We start from the raw sequence: 23488 nt of genomic DNA on the forward strand, positions 1-23488 counted from the left end.
AATCCCTGTTTTTCACGCTGACGCGTATTAAGCGGGCTGGCTGACAGCAGGTCAAGCCCCCGATAACGCTTTTATCCCCGCTGGCCCCAAGTTGGCAGTGTTTTGACACAGCTGTGACAGGCTCAGTGCTGAACCGGCCTGGCCAAATCTGGCACTGCCATCAGAACCGATGGATGCCCCTCCACTCTGCTAAAAAGGATATCCCGATGAAATTCTCCCGCTGCAAACTGATGATGCTGGGTCTGTTGGCAGGGCTCAGCCTGCAACTGACTGCCGCCGAGCTGGTCCTCAGTGGCCGTAGTGCCGCTGATTTAAAGCGTGACCTGACCAGCAAACCGGCTGAAACGCTGGCGCTGTTGCCTGTGCAACCAGGCCAGCAAGTGCTGGATTTATTCGGTGGCAATGGATATTACAGCGAACTGATAGCGCAGTTAGTTGGTCCGTCCGGCAAGGTGCTGCTGCACAATAATCAGGCTTATCTGAAGTTTGTCGGCGACGCGCTGCCGCAGCGCTTAAAAGACGGCCGTTTACCGAACGTCGTCCGCTATGACCGTGAATCCGATGCATTGGGCCTGACACCGGATAGTCTCGATGGTGTGTTGTTTGTGATGGGTTACCACGATTTTTACCATAAATCCGAAGGTTGGGCAGTCTCACGCGACCAGGTGTTAAACCAGATTAAAACCGCATTAAAACCAGGCGGTTATTTGCTGATTGTCGACCATCAGGCCAAAGCTGGTTCTGGTCACAGCGCCGCGCAGGAATTGCACCGGATCGACAAACAGGATGTGATTGCTGAATTAACCGCTGCCGGTTTTGTGCTGAAACAACAAAGTGATGTGCTGCACAACAGCGCTGATGATCATAGCCTGATGGTGTTTGATCCGGCGATCCGCGGCAAGACAGACCGATTCACCCTCGTGTTCAGCAAACCTTAGTGTTCAACAAGCCTTAGTTTTCAGCAAACTGCATTGCTGTGGCGCAGCGGCCTGAAACAACGGGTCCTGCGCCATCGACAACCGCAATTCCTGCCGCGACTGCTCGCTGAGCAAATGCAGCCAGGCTTGTTGATAGTCCGCATTGCTGCGCAGTTGTTGCAGCGCCAGGTTAATCGCCTGAATTTGTGCCGGCGCCTCCGGTGTGTTCTGACAGGCGACATACACCGGCACTACCGGTGGTTCGCCCTGTAAGCGGGCATACCGCAAAGCGACTCTCGGATGGCTTTGCGCCAGATAATGCAGCCGGTCCGGATATTCCACCACATAATCCGCCCGGCCCGCTTTCAGCATCGCGACTAAATCTGTTGAGCTATCAGACACTTGCAACAGTTCACCGGTATATCGCTGCACATTCTGCGGATACAGTCTTTTGTATTCGACCATGCCGCGCCAGGCCTGTTGTAGCAATGCAGCTAATTCAATATTGGCGCCGGCCTGAGTGGACTGCCATAACGGATGGTCGGCCAACGCTGCCACCCGCAGCGCCGGTGAATAAAAGGCGATATCCGAAAACAGCATCTTTTTTTGCCGCTCCGGCGATTTCAGTACACCGAATAAACAATGCGGCACATTCTGCTGCATCAGCTGCTGACGTTTCGACAAGGTGGCAAACTGCAGTTGGTGCGAATACTGCGGCAGCGCCGCTGTCAGTTGTGTCAGCATCAAATCATAAGAACCCTGGCCGGCATCCGGCCCTTGCTGGATATTAAACGGCGGCCAGTCTCGGACATACCAGTCGATTGCGCTGACCTGTGTACAACAGAACAACAACAACGCCAGCCAGAATTTGATCATGCGATTCCCTGCATCTTGTTACATTATCAGGGACTAATATATCGAAAGTATGCGGCGATACAAGGACAATTTCGCTGAACTGACATGCTTTTATAATGGCTGGTTGCCTGTGTCTTTCTGCAGCAGTTCGCGCCGGATGATCCATTGTTCGTCCGGGGGTAACAGCTGCTGTAAATTGTATTGGGACAGGTTATCCGGCGTCAGGATTTGAATGCTTGGCCCAACCTGCGCAGGCACCTGTTGCTGCTGCAACAACCGGATCGCGAGGTCTACCGCAATCCGCGCCTGCAACACCGGCGAATCTGTTGCCGCTGCAGCAATACGACCTTCCCGCAGCAACTCCACTACATCCGGATTGCTGTAATAAGCCACCAGCTGCGGGACCGGGCCCTTTGTGCGCACCTGTAATTGCGCTAATGCGCGGATCGCCACCGCATTGGCCAACACCCAATCCAGCTGCGGCTGCTGCTCGATTAAATCCCGTGCCAGACTGGTCTGATGAAAAGCATCCGGCGGGCCATACCCGCCGTGAAACCATTGTAGCTGATAGCGTTGTTGTAACTGATTAACGGCCTGCTCCGCGTCCTGCACCCAACCAGCGCCTCTTGGGCCTGGTAACCAGCCAATCCGGCCTGGCTGTACGTTTTGCTGACGAATAAACTGCAAGGACAGCCGCGCCATATCGGCAAAAGACACAGCGGAATGCGCAGTGACATCCGGGCTGTCGATGCCGTTAATCAGGTCAATCACCGGCTTACCTTCTGCTTTCAGCGTTTTGATCTCGGCATTCAGGCCCGTCGCGTGGATAGCCGCGATGATATAAGCATCCGCTTGTTTTTGCCGGCACTGCTGCAGTTGTTGTTGCTGCTTCCAGCCAAACTCATAGCCGCCGGCTTCATAGATCCCCAGCTCCACACCGATGGCTGCTGCCTGCTCTGACAGCCCCCAGGCCACGCCCCACCAATAATGATCTTTTCCGTGCGGCAACAACGCGCAAAGCCGCCATTGTTTTGCGGCCTTCACCAGTGGCTGATAGTCCTGTGGCTGACCGTCGGCGATGACTTTCGCCGGCCAGATCGCCTGAGCTGACACCGACAATGGCAATAAGATGAACAACATCAAGCAAGTGGTGCAGTAATGCCTCACTGACTGGCGGAGCAAAGTCACACATAACATCCGGCGCATTCCCTTCGGTCGGTTTGCCTCAGCATAGCCAACACAGACAAAGTTTGCACCGGATGCACCGGCCAGCCGCGCTGGCGTATTTACAAGCCCAACTGCGGCACCGGCAGTTCAATCAGTGGCTGCTTGACCTTGCCGGTACTGAGGAATTGCTGAATAGTCGCCAGCACCTGCGGTGAACTTTCCAGCAGATTGTGACCGGCATAACGCACTGTCACCTGCTGCCGGGCGCTGAGACCAGCAACGGCCTGCTGCTGTTCGGCCAGATAAGTCCGGCCATCCAGCGTCCCGCTCAGTACTAACGTTGGGATGGCATGCGTGGCTTCCTGGCGAAATGCTGCGCCAAGGTCAAGGCCGGCTACCGTGTTGTTGAGCTGCGGCATCGGGAAATTCAGCATGCCGCCCAATAACGCCGTGCTGTGCTGCTGTTGGTATTGCGCCAGCCGTGTTTCCGAGATGCCGGAGGCGATATCAGTCAGCAGCGGCATCATTTGCAGCGCAATAGGTCCGGCAGCGAAACCATCCAGCACGCCGCTTTGCAGCAGTTCCAGCAGCGCAGTTTTGGTTTCTGCCGATTGCGTTTTTAAGCCATAATACAACTGCAGCAATTGCCCCAGACGTGGATTCGGATCTGCCAGCGACATCGAGGTCAGGATTTGTAAGTGCAGCCGCTGGAATAAAAAACTGCGACTGCTGCCGTCGGCCTGTGCCAGACGCAGCTGCAGCGGCTGGCGATCCAGCCCGGTCAGCACTTGTTGCATTAACACCGTGATATCGCCAAAGCGGGCCTGCAACGCCGGATCCAACGCAATCAGCTGCTGCACACGCTGCAGATACAGCACCGTTTCTGCCGGCAATTTTACCGTCTGATCCAAGCCTTCAACACTGGCCAGTACCAATTTATCCAGCCGCTCCGGCATCAGTTTACTGGCGGCCAGCGCCAAATGGGTACCGTAAGAAATGCCCCATAATGTCAGTTTGTCGGCGCCAAGATGCTGACGTAAGGCATCCAGATCCAGCGCATTCTGCACCGTGGTATAGCCCAGCAGGTCTGCACCCTGTTGCTGCCAGAATTGCTGACACTCAGCGGCGGCCTGACGATGTAATGCAGCAAACTGCTGCTCATCAATGCGCTGCTTAGTAGGCACTGCCACCTTCGACTGACAAACGGGCATATCTGCCGACAAACCGGTGCCGCGCTGATCCAATGCAATCACATCAGCCTGCGCGGTCAGGCCGGTAAACAGTGGATAACGCCGGCCTTTGGCGGTGTGGATGCCAGAACCACCAGGCCCGCCCGCCAGATAGACAATTGGCGCGCCGGGTTGTGCTGTTGTTGCCGGAAAACGCACATAATGCAGTTTCAGCAACCGGCTGCCGGCGCGCTGCCGATTCTCCGGCACTAAAAAGAAACCGCGAAACGCGTCGGTACTTTCGCCACTGGCGGCGGTGAAACGAAATGCCGTTTCATTGGCATAAGGGTAGGCTTTACCGGCCGCGGCGAGGCTTTGCGGGCTCAGACCGACCAGCACAGCCAGGCTGATGGCCTGCATCCAGCTGCGCCCTGCTGTGCGTTGTGATAAACCACTTGTCTCGATACATTTCAATAACATAACATGCTCTCCCTGGTTAACTTCAATCCAGTAAAACAAGGCTGTTCCTGTCTGACGAGCATTGATCTGCCAGCGGTATCGACTATCGCGGCTACCGCGCTGAACGGTAGTGATCTTTCCGCTCAACGGCAGAGCACCATTGCCACCCTATTGCCATCGGAGTGAAGCATGCAGATGTTTGCCCTGAACCGGTTTCGCCACACCCGCGGCGGGATCGCGCTGTTTTTGCTGCTTTTGCTGCTGGGGTGTCTGACGCTGGTATTGCAGCAGCCACCGGCGCTGCCGCAGCTGCAACAATTAACCATCAACGCCTGGTGTGATGCAGAGCAGATCAGAACCTTACCAACTGATTTCAGCGCCGCCGGCTGCCAGCAGGCCAGCGCAGTGCCGGCCGATCCACAAGGCCGCTTATTGTGGCTGCAACTGTCATTTACTTTACCCGGCGCTGGCACTGAGCAGCCCTTAGCGCTGTTTATCTTTGCCAAAGCCTCCAGTGCCGTGTATTTAAACGGCCGGCAGATCGGCCAGAATGGCCAGCCAGGCCTTGCTGCCAGCGAAATTCCGGGACAAATGGACAGCCATATTTATTTGCCAGCGGCACAGCTGCGCCCCGGTGTGAACCAATTGGTACTGCAAATGTCCGCCCAACGTGGCTGGTTCAGGCTGGCACAACCGATCCATTTTATTGGCATTGGCCCTTATGGCGACGTGCGGACCTATTTGCAGCAACACGCGGAGCTGGGTTTATTCCTGCTGGGTGTGTTATGCACCGGCCTGTTGTATTTCAGTGCGCTGGCACTGCGGACGTCGCGCCATGAGACGCCGGAAGCCGGTCCTGCCGGGCAGGAAGCCTTGCTGGCCTTGTTGTGCCTGTTCGCCGGTGCGCAATTATGGCTGGAAATGAGCAGAGGGCTACTGGGTTACCACTATCCAATGCACGAGCTGAGGCTCTGTGGCATTTTGTTATGCGCCGCTGGCTTTGGCTTGTGTTTATTGTGGTTAACTGCACTGCGCTATCAGCGTCAGTACTGGCGACTGTGGACCCTGGTCACTGCGCTGCTGTTATTGCCGATGCTGTGGTGGCTGCCCGCATTTGACGATCGCATTGCTATCGCCACGTTATTGCCAGCAGGCATAGCTGCGCTTATCGCCGGACGGCGCTGGTATCAGGCGGATAAGACCGAGCCGGCCGAGTCGGCAGGTGCCGGCACCAGCACCGCGTTGTTGTTGCTTTATGTGATACTGGCGATAGTCCTCAATGGTATTTTTCAGGAGATTTTGGCGTTTTTGCTGGTGACACTGCTGTTATGTGGCCTGTTTATTGAGCAGGCGCAGCAACGACAGCAACAAATGCAACAACAGCTGGCTGACCAACAGTTGATCCTGCAGCTGCTGCTGCAACTACAACAAAACAGCGCCATTGCACCCCAGGCCAGTCTGACCTTAACCAGTGCCGGCCAAATCCAGCGAATTCCGGCCGACAGCATCGCGTATTGCCAGGCCGCCCGCGACTACAGCGACCTCTGGCTGGCGGACGGGCGTCAACTGCTGTACAGCGGCACACTCCGCGCGCTGGAACAGGAATTACCCGGCTTTTTTCTGCGGGTGCACCGTTCTTATCTGGTGAATGTCCATCAGGTCCGGCAATTTCGCACCACGATAGACACCGACAGCGGCAGTGGCGCCGTGTTAATTCTGGCCAGTGGTCAGCAAGTGCCGGTCAGTCGCCGGCTCATTCCGGCAGTACGCAGTGTGATGTTGCAGCAAAGCGTGGCAGATATGCCCCCCGCCAGCAGCGACGTCGCCTGACGCGGCTGCTCCTGGTGCAGCTTCTGGTGCTGCGCCTGACACGGCGGCCTGTTCATCACCGTCAGTGTGCGTTTTTACCGCACTGAGCCTGCAGTTCCGGCCGCTTTTTCCAGGCTTTCAGTACGCTTTTGGCGTTACTTTGATACCAGCCATAACCTTGTTGGCGTTCCAGCGACAGCTGATTGACGTCGTGGTAAACCTTGCCGTCGCGGTCGAAAAATACCGGCTGTTGTGCGGGCAGGCTGTAAAACCGTGCCCAGATTTGCGCACCTTTTTTCTCTACCAGTGTTGAACCTGTATCATCACGGAGCCAGGCTTTGTCGCGGATCTGGTGCTGTTGCAGCCAGGCCACACCACTGCACAGCGCCGGTAGCACTCCCGGCAGTTCCGGCGCTTTATCCAGCAGCAATTGCAGCACAGCGGCGCTTTCACTACTGACCAGACTGATTTGCTCAAACTTGCGCGCCGCGACCGGTGCGCCGCTCAGCGGATGATGTTGCGCTGTCCAGACCGTAGGTTGACCATTCACGCTGACCTGTGCCGCTACCAGCCAGGCCACGCCTTTGGCAAAACCGTCCTGCGCATTGCTGCGAAGGTTCGCACTCAGCCACTGATATTCAGGCGCATTGGCGATATCCCACAGCAGGTTCAGCAGCTCGGTCATCACGTTATCGTTCAGCGTCACCGCATCATGGTAACTACCACGCAGCGGATAGGACTGTGGAAAACCGCCATTTGGAAATTGTGCCCGCAGCACAAACTGTACGGCCAAAGTCAGCGCACTACGGATCCTGGCCTGATCAGCTGCTGCAGCTTTTGGATAATAAGCCGCCAGCCAGCGCATATGTGTGCTGGTGGCGCCATTGTCAAAAGTCGGAATATACGCAGGCTCACTGCCGGCCAGCTGGCCGGGTTTGCGCGGTTGCTGCATATCGGTGCGTTTACTCCAGCCGCCGAGCACGGTTTGGTAACTCAGCACTGCCTGCAGCTGATCTGCATTACTGATACCGTCCAGGCCAAAGTTTTTCGCTTTGACTGCCGGCAATGGCCTGGTAAGGCCAGCGGCGTTCAGTTCAGCCTTAAGCTGTTGCTGCAGCAAAGCCGCATCAGCCTCAGACTGGCGCCGATAGTCCTGCCACTGCGCATTCAACGGCTGCTGCGGCGCGCTCTGCCAGAAATCAACCGCAGCGGCGGCCTGCGCTGCGACCGGCAAGGACAGGCCGGCCAGCCCCTGACACATCAGGAGCATAGCCAGAGCTGTTTTTTGCATCAGAAATTCCCCCGGATCCCAACCAGATATTGCCGGCCGGTCAGCAGGTATTCCACTGGTCTTGCCGTATACACGTCACTCCATTGCTCAGTCGCAGCATTGGTTAAGTTAATGGCTTCAAAGCTCACAGACAAATTGCTGTTAATTTTGTAGCGCGACGAAATATTCAGCTGACCTTTGTCTTCATAACCACGGCCCCAGTTACCTTCGTCTTTGTATTTATCCAGATATTCTTTGATATAGCGTTCGCGGAAGTTGTACGACAAGCGCGCGCTGAAATCATTGTGCTCATAGTACAGCGTCCAGTTGTAGTTGAGCCTTGAGGTTTCTTCCGCCAGCAGGCTAATGACGTTTTTGGTCATAGGGTCAGCTACATCGCGGTTGTAATCAATCCAGGTTAAGTTGGTGGTGACGCCAAAGCGGTTCCATGGCGCTGGCAAAAAGCTGAACGGCTGTTGGTAAATCAGCTCGGCGCCGCGCACACCTTCAGCCGGGGTGTTCAGCAGCTGGGTCACATCCCAGGTCACAGTCGCCGGGTCGCGTGAGCCCAGGTCGATGCCGAGGTTCTTCAGCTGGTCTGCATCTAACACTTCCTGCCGTGAGCCTTTACTGAGACCGGTGATGTCTTTGTAAAACACCGCTAAGGCCAGCAGCGCTTCTTCGTCAAAATACCACTCGAGCGCAAGGTCAACCTGGTCGGATTCATAAGGCCGCAGCGTCGGGCCTGCGCCCATTTCAATAGTGGCAGTCGGATCTTTATCATCCGGCGTGTTCACTTTAATCGCCGAAGCTAAATCAGCAATGGCCGGGCGGGTAATGGCACGCGACAGGCTCAGGCGGCCGACCAGTTCTTCGGTCAGGTCATAAGCCAGGTTTAAGCTTGGCAGGAAATCTTTGCCGTTACTTTCGGTATAACGCCAGTCGTGACCGGCGGCTAACGCAGCACCGGCGCCACGCCCGGCGGTATAACCATCGGCATAGATATGGTCCAGATTCACAATACCTGAGGTATTGGTGTTATCGATATACCGGCCACCAATGTTCCCGCGCAGCTCACGTCCGGCTAATTCATAACGAAAATCCAGCTGGACAAAAGCACCTGTGACTTTTTCTTCAATGTCATAAGTGGCGTTATAGCGTTGTTTGGCTTCAAAGAAGCTTTCGCCGGAAAAGGCTGCCATCACTTTTTGATAGTCGGTGGTGAGCCAGCTGCCGGCGGTCAGGGTGGAATTCCCCGGCACATCCGCCGCTTTGCCAAAATGCTGGCCGGCCGCATCCAGTGAAATGCCATACAAGGCACCTGCCGTGCGCGCCGCCGGTAAGCCCAGCACCAACGATTCCGCGGCATCACCGCTGGTTTTATTGGTGGCGGTATTCAGCACTTTCCAGCCGTTGTCATATTGCACGTTGTAAGTGGTGAATTCGCGTTGATTCAGGCCCCATTTCAACGTCAGTTCGTCGTTCAGCTCATACTTAAAATTGACGGTAAAATTGGTGTTTTCGCTGTTAATTTGCTGGTTACGGTTACGAACCAGGCCAACTTTATATAAATCAGGATTGAGCATCAGCGCCTGTAATTCGGCCTGAGTATAAGTTTTGCCAAAGGCCTGACCCGGCGCAAAGGCAAAAGCCGGCATATCCATATTCATGCTACCGCTGCCAATGGCGGTGCCTTTAGTACCGATGAGGCTGATCGGGTCAATATTGCTGTCATAGCTATAGGCAAAGGTCGAGTTGTTGGCATCCAACGCAAAAGTGCGCTGATACGGGATGTCCAAATCGGATTTGCCAATCCCGGCGAGGAAAGTCATCTGTAAGGCATCGCTGATTTGCCAGTCACCGGAAAAAGTCGCCTGATTAAAGTCGGAAGTCGACACGTCCTGCCGCGCTTCAGAGCGGATCGGTACTCCGGATAAAGTGCCGGCCACTACAGTATTGTTGGCGTCCACCACCAGATTTTCGGCGTAGATTTTGGTTTTGCTCGAGACGTTGCCGCGCAGCAACGCTGAATACTGGAATTCATCCATGGTGCTGTCGAGCTTGGCATGCAGCAGATCAAAGTTCAGCAGCAGATTGTCATGCGGCCGGTACTGCGCCGCGGCGGTTAAGCCCAGCCGGTCCTGCTGCTTATTAAAAATCGAATACCGCGGAATACGCGGGATCCACAGCCCTTCCATATTGGCGTTAGTGTAGGCACCTTTCGGGTCTAATTGCGTCACCGGCGCAGCGGTTAATTTATTGCCGGCGTTGCCGGTTTTCCACGACGGGTTATTCACGCTCCAGCGCACTGTGGTGGCACCTTCGCTTTGCACCAGGCCCTCGGAATAAGCGGCGGAGAGCAGCAAACCAAAGGTATTGTCCCAGTTTTTGCTGAACATCAGCGAAGCGCGCGGCGTCACTTCAGACGCGACATCGTTGTAACGCGCATTGAGGTTATAAGCGAACTTGTCGTCCTGATATTGAAATGGCCGCGCCGTTTGCAGATTGACGTTACCGGAGATACCACCGTCTTCCAGTTCTGCCGCGGCGGTTTTGTTCACATCAATCTGGGTAAATAACTCGGAGGCAAAGACGTTAAAGTCAAAAGCGCGGCTTTTATTGGCGCCGCCCGAGGCGTCAGTGGCCGCGCCGGCGGATGCTGATTCCATGCCGTTAATCGTCGTTTTGACAAAAGTCGCGCCCAAACCGCGCAAGCTGATTTGGCGGCCTTCGCCGGCGTCCTGTTCAATCGCAATACCCGGCACCCGCGCTAAGCTGTCGGCGATATTTAAATCCGGAAATTTGCCTAAATCTTCCGCCAGAATAGTTTCTTTACTACCGACCGCTTCGCGTTTCGCCGCCAAAGCTACATTGAGACTGCCGCGAAAGCCTGAGACTTCAATCACTTCAATCTCGTCGGCTTTGCCGGCTTTATCGGCTTTTTGCGCGCTGGTTGTTTCGACGCTGGTGGTTGTTGCAGTTGCCGCTTGCTGTGCCAGCGCAGGCGCGGCGATTAGGCCAAGCCCCAGCCAAATGGCGTGGCTAAGCGCTTGCCGGTTAAAATGTGGTGTTAATTGGTTCTTTTTATTGTGTGTCATACCCTGTCGTCCTTTCTTGTTGATTTATATTGTTTTTTCTTTCTACGTCCTGCGTTCCCCCGCTGCTGCGACAGGCAACTGCAGCAGCGGGGTGTTGCTGTTATTCTGATAGAGGCGACAGTCCAGCAAACTGCCACCGGTGGCAAATCACCAGTAAACCGGTACGGCAAAATCAAACAACGCCTAGAACAAAAAGTCCGTCGCCAAAAACGCCGAATCGCGTTGCTGCACCATGTCGCGCACTAAATTAATGCCGGCTTCATTGCCTTTGGTCGCGACCAAGGTCGGGATCGAAAACTGATGCAAGGCATCCTGCACCGACAAAGTGCCTTCCGCCGAATCTTTGCGGCCGGTAAACGGAAAACTGTCCGGGCTGCGCTGGCATTGGCTGTTGATATTGATGCGACCAACCTGATTGGCGAACATATCAATTAATGGGCCTATCGCGCGGCCATCGGTGCCGAAAATACTTAATTGCTGGCCGAAGTTGCTGTGAATGACATAGTCGATAACTTCCGAAATATCGTCATATGGCACCACCGGCACTAAAGGCCCGAATTGCTCTTCCTGATACAACCGCATCGCGGGTGATACCGGATACAGCAGCGCCGGGCGCATCAGACTGCCAGCAAAATCGCCGCCGCCGGGATTGACCACTTTTGCACCGTGATCGCGAGCATCAGCAATCAAGGCTGCCATCGCTTCGGTTTTGCCCGGTTCCGGCAATGGCGTGATTTGCGCGCCGCTCTGCCACGGCATCGCCAGTTTCAGTGCGTCGATTTGCGCTGCCAATAACGGCAATAAAGCTGTAGCCTGAGCGCGTGGTACAAAGATAATTTTTAATGCGGTACAGCGCTGACCGTTAAAGGCTAAGGCGCCGGCAATAATTTCTTTGGCACTGGCGGGAAGGTCTGCGCACGGCAGCACTATCGCCGGGTTTTTTGCATCAAGACCCAGCACGGCTTTTAACCGGTGCGGTTTTGGGTGCAGTCGTTTTAAATCACTGGCGCCTTTGTTAGTGCCGATAAAAGCCAACACATCAACTTTGCCGCTTTGCATTAATGCGCCAACCGTTTCACGGCCACGACCATAAATCACGTTAATAACACCGGCCGGAAAACAAGTGCGAAAGGCTTCCAGCAAAGGTTCAATCAACAGCACGCCGTATTTCGCTGGCTTAAACACTACAGTGTTGCCCATCATCAGCGCCGGGATCAGCGTGGTGAAGGTTTCATTCAGCGGATAGTTAAAAGGCCCCATACAAAGCGCCACACCCAGCGGTACGCGGCGGATTTTGCCGAGCACACCCTGTTCGGTAATAAAATGGCTGTCGGCGCGGTCTTGTTGCTTCAGCGCCTGAATCGTATCGCGAATGTAATCGCAGGTCCGGTCAAATTCTTTGGCGGCGTCCGCGGCGTTTTTACCGATTTCCCACATCAACAGCTGCACCACTTCAGTCCGTTTTTGCTGCATTGCTGCGAGGAATTGTTCGACATGGCGGATACGCTCAAACAACGGCATCGTCGGCCATTCACCACGGCCCAAATCATAAGCGCGCACCGCTGCATCCAGCGCAGTCAGTGCCGCAGCGCTGTCCAATAATGGCGTAGCGCCAAGCCGCGCCGGCGCGATGTCGCCGCTGGTTTCAGCGCGGATTTGCACCGGACTCAACACTTCCGCCAGCTCGCCGGACCAATGGCAGAGCTCACCATCAATCAGATAGTGACGCTGCGCCAGATAAACCGGCGCCGGAAATTCCGCCGCGACTTGCGCGGCGGTCGGGAATAACAAAGCTAACTCAGACATAACAGCTCCTTTGATTAAATTGCGCTGTGTCCGTGGTTGAGGAAAACTGGCTGCGTTTCCCGCAGCTCTTGTTTTTAAATCAGTGCTTTACAAACTGTAATGCGCCTTAAAAGCACGAAAATTGTCCATACTGACAATAGCGCCGGTATGTTCAACGACAAAACCCGCCAGCGCCGCCGCCAGTTGTGCCGCCGCTTTAGGTGATTGCCCGGCAAGCCGCGCCGCCAGGTAACCGCCATTAAAAGAATCACCCGCGGCTGTGGTATCTACTACTTTCTTGACTGTGACTGCCGGCATCACAAACCGCTCGCCGCCGGCCCAGACCACAGCGCCGTCTTTGCCGTTTTTCACGATAATTTCGCCAGTGCCAAGCGCTTTGAGCTGGGTGATCACATCGTCGCAATTTTGGGCGTTAAACAGCACTTTATGGTCATCGAGACCAGGTAAGGCGATGTCAGACAGTGCATAAGCACGCTCAAAAGCGTCACGGCATTGCTGCACGCTTTGCCACAGCACCGGACGGTAATTCGGGTCAAAGCCAATCTTGACGCCGGCGGCTTTTAACTCCGCCACCAAGGCAAACAGGTCCTCACGATCCGCTTCAGATAAAATCGCCAGGCTAATACCGGAGAAATAAAACCAGTCGGCACTGGTCAGTGGGCTGCTGTCGTTGCGGGCGCGAAACAGCTGCAGCGTTTGTTTGGCGGCCGAACTGTCACGCCAATAAACAAAACTACGCTCGCCAAAAGCGTCGGTATTGATCATGTACAAACCAGGGCGCGCAGTTTTGCTACGCAGCAACAAACTGCTGCCGAGTTTTTCGCTTTCCACCGCCGCCAGCAATTTATCGCTGATAAGGTCGGTGCCAATCGCCGAGAAAAAATCGACCTGAAGCGCCGGATTAACGCGTTTGAGGTACACCGCGGTGTTAAACACGTCGCCGGCAAAATTCTGGTGGTAGACGTTTTCCACGAGCTGATACAGCTCGACCATACATTCGCCGAAAATCACCACACGTTGCGATTGCTGTTGTTGCGTTGTTGCCATCAGCAGGCTCCTGTCAGGCCGTTTTTTTCAGTTGTGGTGCTTGTTTATCGGCTAATACATCGGCGGCGATTTGCAGCGACTGTTCGGTCAGCCGGCGCACCGCGTCATAGTCAGCGTTTTGCAGCGCAGCGGCCGGCGTCAGCCAGCTGCCACCGACGACAAATACGTTCGGCAGTGCCAGATAATCGGCCAGATTGTTAATACCGATGCCGCCGGTCGGGCAGAACTGCACTTTGGGCAGAATAGTGCGTACGGCCGACAACAGCCCTGGGCCGCCACTGAGATGCGCAGGGAAAAACTTCAGCTCGTTTAAGCCCATTTCATGCGCCGCAGCCATTTCAGTCACAGTCTGCACGCCTGGCGCTAACGGCAAGCCGGTCGATAACATCGCTTCCAGTAATTTAGTGGTCGCAGCCGGACTCACCAGAAACTGCGCGCCAGCCCATTGGCAGGCTTGCGCCTGTTCAGCGTTAAGCACAGTACCGGCACCGACCAGCAGCTCCGGCAACGCAGTCCGAATTGCGGAAATTGCGGCTAAGGCTTTGGGGGTGCGCAGCACCACTTCGACGGCTTTGACACCACCTTCCTGCATGGCGCGGGCGATGGCGACCGCCTGCTCCGGCTGTTCGGTCTGAATAATAGGCAGCAACGGGCTGCCGTTTAATAAGGTCGATAAGGCCTTCATGCATCAACTCCGGATAAAAACTGCGATAAATCGGCGCTGGCGCCGTTCAGGAATGGGCTCAGCTGCTGATAGGCCTGCCAGAGCGCAGAGACAAAAGCGGTCTGATTAATCAGGTCTGCAGCAAAAATGCTGTCGAGCGCCAGCCACAGCGGCACGTCAGTGCGGGCGTCGCCGGTGCACTGTGCGGCGGTGGCCAGTAACAGCGGTGCCAGCGGGTCAACCAGCGCCGGCGCCTGCTCACCCAGCTGCTGCGCCTGCTGGGCGCGTAAACGAATAAACTGCAGCCAGCTGGCGATCGCCAGCGCCAATAGCTGCACAGAGCGGCCAGCGGCCAGGTTGTCGCGGATCACCGGCAACAAGCGCATTTGCAGTTTTTGCGAACCGTCCCAGGCAATTTGCGCCAGCAAATGCCGCACGGACGGGTTTTCAAAACGGCGGAAAATATCGGCGCTGTACTGCGCCAAATTTAAGCCATCAACCAAAGGCACCGACGGCAGAATTTCGTTGTTGACCAGCGCCTGCACCAGCTTACTTAACTGTGGCTGCGCCATCGCATCAAATACTGTTTCAATGCCAAGCAGCGAGCCGAGATAGGCCAGCGTTGAATGCGGCGCATTTAATAAGCGTAATTTGGCCTTTTCAAAGGCAGTGACGTCTTTAGTGAAAATCACCCCAACCTCGCGCCAGGCTGGCTGGTCGGCCGGCAGAATATCTTCCACCACCCACTGACAAAAGGCTTCGCGCTTGACCGGCCAGGCGTCCTGCACACCCAAGCGCGTAGAGACCAAATCACGCAGCGCGTCGTCAGTGGCTGGCGTAATACTGTCGACCATCGAACATGGGCAAATCAGGTCAGTGAGTTGCAGTAAAAAGTCGACATCTTTGGCAAAAACTGCAGCATTGGCAGCGAAACTACGCACGGCTGCTTTTAACTTGTGGCCGTTGTCGGTCAGGTTGTCGCAGCTCATCAGCGTCAGCAGCGGCAAACCGGCGCGATGACGCAGCCACAGCGCCTGCGTCAGCAAACCAATGGCTGATTTGGCTTGTGAGACCGCATCCGGCAGCTGCAAATCGGCGGCGATGTCGGCATGATTTAAGTCCAGCTCACCGCTGCTACTCAGGCAATAACCTTTTTCGGTGATGGTCATCGTCACATATTTGCAGCTGGCTGCCGTTAAGCGCGCCTGCACTTTGGCGTAATCCACAGGCGCCACCAGCACTTCAGCGATGCTGCCAATCAACGATAACTGCGTGTCTTGTTCCATCTCCGCCAAAGCATACAAACCATCCTGCGGGTTCAACGCTTCGGCCACATCTTTGCTTCGCATCGACACCGCACAAATCCGCCAATTGCCGCCGGCTTTGGCCATCGCCGCATCGGTATAAAACGCCTGATGGCCACGGAAAAATGCGCCCGGGCCTAAATGCACAATACCGATTTGCGGACTATTGCCGTTTTTCAAATAAGCCGGTAACAGAGCGCCGGCATTCTCCAGATTTAACCGCTTCATAACTGATACGCCTGTTTTGCTAAGCGGTACGTCAGGTCGTAGGCAAGTTCGTGCGCTTCGTCTTCGTTTAAGCGGTGTTCAGCCACCAGCTGGGCGAGGAACCGGCAGTCGATACGCCGCGCCACGTCATGCCGTGCCGGAATGGACAAAAAGGCTCGTGTGTCGTCGTTAAAACCACAAGTGTTGTAGAAACCGGCGGTTTCAGTCACCTGATGGCGGAAGCGCAGCATGCCTTCTGGCGAATCGTGGAACCACCAGGCCGGGCCTAGTTTTAACGCCGGATAATGGCCGGCCAGCGGCGCTAGTTCGCGGGCGTAGGTGGTTTCGTCCAGCGTAAACAGGATGATATTCAGGCGCGCTTCGTTGCCGTATTTTTGCAGCAGCGGTTTTAACGCCTGCACATATTCGGTCGGGCTTGGAATATCAGCGCCTTTGTCTGGCCCAAACCGTTCAAAAATGACCGCGTTGTGGTTGCGGTGCGCGCCTGGGTGAATTTGCATTGTCATGCCATCTTCGAGGCTCATGCCGGCCATTTCGGTCAGCATCTGGCCGCGGAACAGCTCGGCATCGGCGGCGCTGGCGCCTTTGAGGCAACGGGCGAATAAGGCTTCGGCTTCGACCAGCGGCAAATCTGCGGTATTAGCGGTTGGATGGCCGTGATCTGTTGCCGTCGCGCCATGGTCGCGGAAAAAGGCGCGGCGAATGCGAAGCGCTTGCAAGTAACCTTGCCAGTTACTTGTATCTTCACCGGTGATCTCGCCCAGTTTTTGCACGTTCGCGGCAAAATCAGCGCGGTCGGCATCGACCACATCGTCCGGCCGGAACGTGGTGATCACGCGTTTTTCAAAACCAGTGCCTTTGAGTTTGGCGTGGTGTTTTAAGTCGTTCAGCGCGCCTTCGGTGGTGGCGATCACTTCGATATTAAAGCGGTCTAACAGCGCACGCGGTTTAAAGGCTTCGGTCGCAAGTGCGGCATTGATATGGTCGTAAAACAGATCCGCCGTGGCCGGGCTCAGACTTTCGCGCAGGCCAAACACGTCATGAAATACTGAATCCAGCCACATCCGCGACGGTGTCCCGCGGAACAGATGATAATGCGCGGCGAAAATATGGAAGATTTTGCGGTAGTCAGTTTCCACCGCCACGCCGTCGCGCCGGCGGATGCCAAGTTGCTCCAGCGTGATGCCCTGGCTGTACAACATGCGGAATACATAGTGGTCCGGCAGCAACAGCAGGCTGGTGGCATTGTCCCAGTTCTGGTTGTCGGCAAACCAACGCGGGTCAGTGTGACCGTGCGGGCTGACGATCGGCAAATCTTTAATCCGCGCATATAAACGCCGGGCGATATCGCGTTGCAGCGGATCGGCGGCAAACAGCCGGTCGGGGTGTAAGGCTAAAACTTTACTTGATGCGATATTGCTCTCTGCGCTCATCTTTGTTCTCTTCGCTGTTTGCCCGTATTTATTCAAGGGCCAATTAATTTCTGCCGTTGCGGCCTGTAAAGTGCTGTTAAAGCGTCACGCCGTTTTTCCAGATGGCGATCTCTTTGTTCTGATAAATCTCGTTCCGTGTCCGCTCGCCGGATGCCACCGCAACCAGATAACGGAAAAATTCTTTGGCAAATTCAGATGGTTGCACGCCAGGCTGCAACATGGCGCCGGCGTCATAGTCAATCCAGGTCGGCTTGCGTACTGACAAGGCGGTGTTGGAACTGATTTTGACAGTCGGCACCGGAAAACCGAGTGGCGTGCCGCGGCCTGTCGTGAATAACAACAAGGTCGCACCGGCGGCGGTTAAGGCCGTAGACGACACCGCGTCATTGCCCGGCCCTTGTAACAAGGTCAGGCCCGGCACTTTGGCGCGCTCGCCATAGCCAATCACTTGCTCGACCACAGCACTGCCGCCTTTTTGAATGGCGCCTAAGGATTTTTCTTCCAGCGTAGTCAGGCCACCGGCTTTATTACCGGGACTTGGGTTTTCATACACAGGCTGGTTATTGGCGATGAAATACTGTTTAAATTCATTCACTAAGCTGACGATATCGCCAAATACTTCCTCTGTGCGCGCCCGTGCCATTAACACTTGTTCAGCGCCGAACATTTCCGGCGTTTCAGTCAGAATGACTTTGGCGCCGGCACTGGCGGCAAGGTCAGCGATTTGGCCGACCAGCGGGTTGGCCGTCAGGCCAGAAAAGCCATCAGAGCCGCCGCATTTCATGCCAAAGCTGAGTTTGCTGATGGGGCATGGCTGGCGCTTATCACCGGCCATCAACTGCAGCAATTCAATCGCGGCTTTGTGGCCTTCTTCGTCTTCGTCTGTCACTTGCTGGGCGTTAAATGCGCGGATGCGCGCCGGGTCCAGATGCTCCAGCCCCGTTAATAAGGTCGCCAGCTGATTGTTTTCACAGCCAAGACCGATGATCAGCACGGCGCCGGCATTGGGGTTTTGTGCAAGGCCAGCCAATACGCTGCGGGTATGGGCTAAATCGTCGCCAAGCTGTGAACAGCCAAACGGATGGGTATAAGCAAACACGCCGTCGATATTGGCAAGTCCGGCGCTTTCTACATACTGCTGCGCGGCTTTGGCGATGCGGCTGGCCGCCTGATTGACACAACCGACGGTGTTTAGAATCCACAGCTCGTTGCGGGTACCGACATCGCCGTTGGCGCGTGGGTAACCCATAAACTCGGTTGGTAAATCCGCAGGATAGCTGCCGTTGTCTGTTGTTAAACCACTGTACTGATAAGCCAGTTCGCCATCCAGCGCGGTTTTTAAGTTATGGCTATGGATATGACCACCGGCCGGCACGTCCTGTGTCAGCACGCCGATGGCATAACCATATTTGATCACGCTGTCGCCGGCCTTTAACGCCTTCAGCGCAAATTTGTGACCGGCCGGCACTTCCGCCGGCAAGCAGATGTCGCCGCTGGCGGTGCTTAATACCAGACCTGCGTCGAGCTGCTGCAAGGCGACAGCGACATTGTCGCGCGCGTGTACCTGCCACTGCAGGATGTCCGGCGTTTGCAGCAGCGGCGCACTGCAGCTTGAGTTTGGGTTTGCTTCGATTGCCATTGCATCAGCACCTGTGTTCTTGGTTAGTCGCAGCGGGTCAGCTGCGACCGATTCATTCATTTAAATGCATATACTGTCTATCGGTAGCAATAAGACAGTAAAAAAATCAGCGTCTGGCCTTTTAGCCCTGAAAACGCCACGGCTGACCATTGACCAGCACCTGTTGACAATCCAGCTGGCCAACCGCGTCCAGCACACCGACACTCTGGCAGTTCACCCGTACGCTGGATAACTGCAGCGGGCCGATTTGTGCTTCGGGGAAACCGCGTAATTCAAATAACCGATCAGCCTTGTCGACCTGTAAGTTGTGCACAGAAATATTGCGCACCGTCGGCAAAAACGCGCCATCCCGGCCTTCTTCGTAAAAATAGTTCACGACGATGACGTCTTTGACTTCACCGATGACGATGTCGCGCAGTGCCACAGTATCAATCAGGCCGCCGCGCAGCGCGTTGGTTTTGATACGCAGGCCACGGTCTAATTCCGGGCTACTCATCAACAAACGTCTCGCAAAAATATGGTTAGCGCCACCAGAGATTTCGCTGCCGATGACCACACCACCGTGACCGGCTTTCATTGTGCAATCCTGAATAAGCACCTGCTCGACCGGACGATTCAGGCGCCGGCCATCGGCGTTGCGGCCAGATTTCAGTGCGATACAGTCATCGCCGGTATCAAACAGGCATTGTTCTATCAGCACACGGCGGCAGGATTCCGGATCGCAGCCATCGGAATTGGGCCCGTGTGACACGACTTTCACGCGGCTAATCAGCACATCTTCCGACAACACCGGGTTGAGCACCCAAAACGGTGAATTCTGTAACGTCAGGCCTGCCACCAGCACTTGTTTACACTGATACACCTGAAACAGCGGCGGGCGTAGGAAATTTTGCGGTAACACCCGTTCGGCCACAGGTTTGCCCTGCTCCACCCACTGCATTAATAAATTGCGGCCAGCATGTTGCACTTTGCTGTCGTCTACCTGCCATGGCGTGTGTTTCCACTGCCCTTTCCATGGCCACCAGGCGCTGTTACTGCCACCACCATCAATAGTGCCTTCGCCGGTCAGGCCAATATTCTGCGCACCAAATGCATAAATCAGTGGCTGATAGCCCATCAGCTCCATGCCTTCCCAACGGGTAAACACTAACGGCAGATAGAGTTCTGTCGCCGGATGAAAAGCTAATAAAGCATCTTTTGCGACATGCAGTTCAACATTGGATTTCAGCGTTAATGCACCGCAGGGCCAAACACCTGCCGGCACCAACACCCTGCCGCCACCGGCATGATGACAGGCATCGATGGCACGCTGAAAGGCGGCTCTGTTGTGGCGGGCAGTATTTAAATCGCCGGGCTGACCGGTGTGGGCAGCAAAAGCGCTGACGTTAAATACTCTGGAAGAAAAACTGGTGCGGGCTAAATCACGTTCAATCGCATCAACCTGATCCCACAACAAGTCCAGCGCTGTGCGTGGCGGATAGCTGATGGCATCTATGGTGCCTGCAGTTGAACTGCAACGCCATAAAGCCAATGGCAGCGCGGCAGCAAGGCCAGCTTGAAGAAATTGGCGTTTAGGCATATTCGGCATCGGTGACCCCTACTTGAACTGGCGGCCCGCAGATAAGCCTTGACCAAGGTTGATTTGCAGCCTGAATTAAAAAGCAGCATAAGACAAGCTGCCACCGGTGGCAATAGCAAGACAAAAAATTTTGCCACCGCAGGACAGAAATCAGACCAGCAGCTGGGTTTTCTGTGTGGCAGAAAGCCCAGGCAGCCGTTTAGCTGGCGCTGCCAGTCGCTGTCTCGTCGGCAATTTGCGCCATCAGCTGCATCACCAGCACTAACAATGGTTCCTGCTGTCGACGCGCCAGACAACCAAACACCAGTTGTACTTGCTGCAGCACAGGCCCGATTAAGCGCACTTCGCCTTTGGCGGCAGCTTCCCGCGCCGTGGGCGTATGCAGCAGACCGATGCCAACACCACTGCTAATCAGCGCCCGCACCAGATGCTCCTGATCGGCTTCAATCATTTTCGCTGGCCGGAACTGCTGCTGACGAAACAAAATTTCCGCGGCGCGGCCACAACAGCTACCAGCCGGTGCGCTGATCCACGGCAACAATGCCAGCCACTGCCAATCCGGTTCCGGCTCCGCTCTGAAAGCCGCCGGTAACAGCTGTGGCGACACCGCCAGCTGAATACCAAAACTGTCCACCGGCGCAGTGTACAGCAGCTCATGCTGTTCATATTCGGTGTAAAAACCAGCGTCGAGCCGGCCTTCGCGCAGCGCCGTCGCAATTTCAGCCGGGCTGCCAAACTCTAAGCTGACATCCAGTTCCGGCGCATTTTCGCTGAGCTGTGCCAATAACTTACCGAGCAACCCCGCGCTGGCCCCACGATTCGACCCCAGCCGCAGCCGGCCACTGAGGCCACCGCGCAGGCGCCTTGCTTCGTCCAGTAATTCGCGCTGCTGCGCCAGCAACTGCTCAGCTTTACTCAGGATCACCACGCCATGGGGTGTCAGGCTCATACCGCGCACGGTGCGGTCAAACAGCGTCAGGCCTAACTCTTCCTCCAGCGCTTTGATTTGGGCACTGACCGCCGGCTGGCTTAAGTACAGCAGCTCAGACGCTTTGGTCACAGCGCCAGTTTTGGCAACAGTGACAAAAATCTTTAACTGATAGAGTTCCATACAGAGTCCTCTGTAAACAAAATCAGACCGGCAATAAGGCCACAGACCAGCCGTGATACAGCAACGCCGACAGATACAATCCAACACCAAATACCAGATGGCTACTGAGGCTTTTCAGCCGGGCCGCCCAGGGCGCCGGTGTTTTAGCCGCCGCAACCCCTAAGCCAAAAGCTGGCTGCATCAGCAGAAATGGCATCAGTACTGTGGCGGCGCCCAGTATTAACGCCGGTGCCAGGGTTGGCGCTGCCAGCCATTGTCCACCCTGCCACCAGAGCAAAGGCACTGCGAATACCACGCCAATGGCATAATGTGCTGTCCAGCCGAGCGCACATTCACCACTCTGCGCCGGTGCTTTGCCAATGCCATTATGGCGGAACTGGCCATGACGCATTAGGGCAAACCAACGCCCGACCAGACAAAAACTCAGCGATTTAATGCCAAAACCTTTATTCAGCAGCAGCGACCACAGATCCAGCAGCGCCGTCGCCCCTATCCCCAACACCAGCGCAGCGCCGGTCAGTTGCCATAAAGTATCCATTGTCATCTCCTGCCTTAGTGGCTATTGATCGCTTCAAGCTTCTTTATCCACGACGGCATTGACCAACATCCGCACCAGCGGCGTGACGGCAACGATAGTCGGGAAAGCGACAATAAAGGCCATGCCCCAGGCATGTAACCAGATGCCGGCCAGGCCTTCGACCGGCCCCAGATTCAGCAGCGTGATGACAAAGGACATGATGCCCGACATCAATAGCGACATAAAAAACGAGAACACATAAGGGGTATGTTTGCGTGCGATCATTGGTTACTCCTGGCGCCTGCAACGGCACCTTATTCGGATTTCAGTTAGCTTGCTGCCGGTTTCCGCGTAGTTGTCAGCACAGGAACCGGCGATGTGCATAGTGTGCAGCGCCGGGCCGGCGCCGTCTAATTGTCATTTCAGATGGGGGTATCAGTTTTTCTGAGGGTATAACGCAGTCTGCCTTAAAACTAATAAGGCGTGCCATCTTTGTGGCTAAACTGCCACTGCCCGACGACGAAGTCGGCGCGCAGATCATTATCCGGGTAAGTCACAGCATCGCCGGCACTGCGATCGCCGACTTCCAGATAGCGCACCACAGCGTCACTTCGGTTAATCAGCTGGTGACCATCGCCATTACCAGCGGCAAAACCGGCGCACATGCCGGGCCCAAGCAAAGTCTCGCCGGCATCGGTGATAAGCGTCGGTGTGCCTTCGAGGATATAAATAAATTCGTCCTGTGTTTGGTGATGATGACGCAGCGCCGACATCGCGCCGGGCGCCAGCTCAGTCAGATTCACGCCAAAATTTTGCAGGCCAAACAAATCGCCAAGTACCCGCTTCTGCCGGCCCTGCATCATGGCGGCGAAAGGCGCCGGATAAATCGATGGTTTTTGCCGGGGGGCGACGTCTTGTGCCACGACGGCCACTTGACCGTCAGTTTGTGGCGTTGGTGTTTGGCTCATCTAAGGCTCCTGCTGTTCTGTCGGTTTTTGCGCTAATCCCAAATCCAGAAAGGCGACAATGTAGCCATATTGCTGGTCTGATAGATGACCGGCCCGGTGTTGGCTCGCCGCGAGTTGATGGCTCCAACGCTGGCCAGCAGGTGCTGCCGGAATCGTTAAATCTAAACGCAGCAAAGCCTGGTCTTTCACATGATGACCTTGTGCCACTGCCCCTTTGGCACAGTACGCCAAAACATAATCAACCGCATGCCTATCGACCGCAGGCGCCCAGCTGTATTCAGTACGACAACCTGTTTTATGTTCGCCTTGTGGTGTTACATATTCTAAGTGGCCATAGGTACAGCCACTCAACATCAGCACAACTAAGGTACTGCAAAGTCTTTGATAATGCTGTTTCGGCGACGATAACGCGAGGGGTTTACCGGTAACACTGTGTTTCTGCATCATC

19 protein-coding genes are annotated in these 23488 nt (G+C 55.4%); 2 read left to right on the forward strand and 17 right to left on the reverse strand.

All coding sequences use genetic code 11. The features are described 5' to 3' along the window. Positions 1-206 precede the first annotated feature (206 nt). The gene (locus tag Q399_RS0114760) at positions 207-938 is read left to right on the forward strand and encodes a class I SAM-dependent methyltransferase (RefSeq protein ID WP_031569698.1); all 732 of its coding nucleotides are present in this window, start codon (positions 207-209) and stop codon (positions 936-938) included. Between the two features lie 3 nt (positions 939-941). Here the strand turns inward: Q399_RS0114760 and Q399_RS0114765 are convergent, their stop codons facing one another. The 3 genes from Q399_RS0114765 to Q399_RS0114775 form a co-directional block, all read right to left on the reverse strand. After that, on the reverse strand, positions 942-1793 hold the full coding sequence (locus tag Q399_RS0114765) for a transporter substrate-binding domain-containing protein (protein WP_031569700.1): 852 nt from the start codon (positions 1791-1793) through the stop codon (positions 942-944). A 90-nt stretch (positions 1794-1883) separates the two neighbouring features. Next, positions 1884-2912 (reverse strand): TMAO reductase system periplasmic protein TorT, encoded by a 1029-nt coding sequence (gene torT, locus Q399_RS0114770; protein WP_031569701.1) that lies wholly within the window; start codon positions 2910-2912, stop codon positions 1884-1886. A 146-nt stretch (positions 2913-3058) separates the two neighbouring features. Next, positions 3059-4588: an alpha/beta fold hydrolase gene (locus Q399_RS0114775; protein ID WP_211253341.1), complete on the reverse strand. Its 1530-nt coding sequence runs from the start codon at positions 4586-4588 to the stop codon at positions 3059-3061. A gap of 168 nt (positions 4589-4756) precedes the next feature. Here Q399_RS0114775 and Q399_RS0114780 point away from each other — a divergent pair, with 168 nt between their 5' ends. Then, on the forward strand, positions 4757-6397 hold the full coding sequence (locus Q399_RS0114780) for a LytR/AlgR family response regulator transcription factor (protein WP_031569705.1): 1641 nt from the start codon (positions 4757-4759) through the stop codon (positions 6395-6397). 61 nt (positions 6398-6458) lie between these two features. On the opposite strand, the gene pelA is transcribed toward Q399_RS0114780, so the two are convergent. The 14 genes from pelA to Q399_RS0114850 all read right to left on the reverse strand — a co-directional run bounded on the left by pelA (position 6459) and on the right by Q399_RS0114850 (position 23484). Beyond that, positions 6459-7667, reverse strand: coding sequence for a pectate lyase (pelA, locus tag Q399_RS0114785; RefSeq protein WP_051686033.1), 1209 nt, complete (start codon positions 7665-7667; stop codon positions 6459-6461). Continuing rightward, positions 7667-10744 carry a TonB-dependent receptor gene (locus Q399_RS0114790; protein ID WP_051686034.1) on the reverse strand — a complete coding sequence of 1026 codons (3078 nt, stop codon included), beginning with the start codon at positions 10742-10744 and terminating at the stop codon, positions 7667-7669. The genes pelA and Q399_RS0114790 overlap by 1 nt, the downstream gene beginning before the upstream one ends. Before the next feature lie 183 nt (positions 10745-10927). Further along, on the reverse strand, positions 10928-12550 hold the full coding sequence (locus Q399_RS0114795; RefSeq protein WP_031569710.1) for an NADP-dependent glyceraldehyde-3-phosphate dehydrogenase: 1623 nt from the start codon (positions 12548-12550) through the stop codon (positions 10928-10930). 87 nt (positions 12551-12637) lie between these two features. Next, complete coding sequence (locus Q399_RS0114800; protein ID WP_031569712.1) at positions 12638-13597, reverse strand: sugar kinase; 960 nt, start codon at positions 13595-13597, stop codon at positions 12638-12640. A gap of 13 nt (positions 13598-13610) precedes the next feature. Next, positions 13611-14282 (reverse strand): bifunctional 4-hydroxy-2-oxoglutarate aldolase/2-dehydro-3-deoxy-phosphogluconate aldolase, encoded by a 672-nt coding sequence (locus tag Q399_RS0114805; protein ID WP_031569714.1) that lies wholly within the window; start codon positions 14280-14282, stop codon positions 13611-13613. Beyond that, complete coding sequence (locus Q399_RS0114810) at positions 14279-15793, reverse strand: mannitol dehydrogenase family protein (RefSeq protein WP_031569716.1); 1515 nt, start codon at positions 15791-15793, stop codon at positions 14279-14281. The genes Q399_RS0114805 and Q399_RS0114810 overlap by 4 nt, the downstream gene beginning before the upstream one ends. After that, positions 15790-17226, reverse strand: coding sequence for a glucuronate isomerase (uxaC, locus tag Q399_RS0114815; protein WP_245612895.1), 1437 nt, complete (start codon positions 17224-17226; stop codon positions 15790-15792). Before uxaC ends, Q399_RS0114810 begins: the two co-directional genes overlap by 4 nt. A gap of 76 nt (positions 17227-17302) precedes the next feature. Next, on the reverse strand, positions 17303-18865 hold the full coding sequence (locus Q399_RS0114820; protein WP_084164366.1) for a UxaA family hydrolase: 1563 nt from the start codon (positions 18863-18865) through the stop codon (positions 17303-17305). Between the two features lie 121 nt (positions 18866-18986). After that, positions 18987-20453 (reverse strand): glycoside hydrolase family 28 protein, encoded by a 1467-nt coding sequence (locus tag Q399_RS0114825; RefSeq protein ID WP_031569722.1) that lies wholly within the window; start codon positions 20451-20453, stop codon positions 18987-18989. Positions 20454-20643: 190 nt separating this feature from the next. Beyond that, positions 20644-21555 (reverse strand): LysR family transcriptional regulator, encoded by a 912-nt coding sequence (locus Q399_RS0114830; protein ID WP_031569724.1) that lies wholly within the window; start codon positions 21553-21555, stop codon positions 20644-20646. Between the two features lie 22 nt (positions 21556-21577). After that, positions 21578-22093 (reverse strand): DUF2938 family protein, encoded by a 516-nt coding sequence (locus tag Q399_RS0114835; RefSeq protein ID WP_031569726.1) that lies wholly within the window; start codon positions 22091-22093, stop codon positions 21578-21580. Positions 22094-22126: 33 nt separating this feature from the next. After that, on the reverse strand, positions 22127-22357 hold the full coding sequence (locus tag Q399_RS0114840; protein ID WP_031569728.1) for a DUF2798 domain-containing protein: 231 nt from the start codon (positions 22355-22357) through the stop codon (positions 22127-22129). Positions 22358-22545: 188 nt separating this feature from the next. Then, positions 22546-23040, reverse strand: a complete 495-nt coding sequence (locus tag Q399_RS0114845; protein WP_031569730.1) for a cupin domain-containing protein — start codon at positions 23038-23040, stop codon at positions 22546-22548. Continuing rightward, the gene (locus Q399_RS0114850; protein ID WP_051686035.1) at positions 23041-23484 is read right to left on the reverse strand and encodes a hypothetical protein; all 444 of its coding nucleotides are present in this window, start codon (positions 23482-23484) and stop codon (positions 23041-23043) included. Positions 23485-23488 lie beyond the last annotated feature (4 nt).

The sequence above is a fragment of the Rheinheimera texasensis DSM 17496 genome (assembly GCF_000711985.1).
Classification (GTDB): Bacteria; Pseudomonadota; Gammaproteobacteria; order Enterobacterales; family Alteromonadaceae; genus Pararheinheimera; species Pararheinheimera texasensis.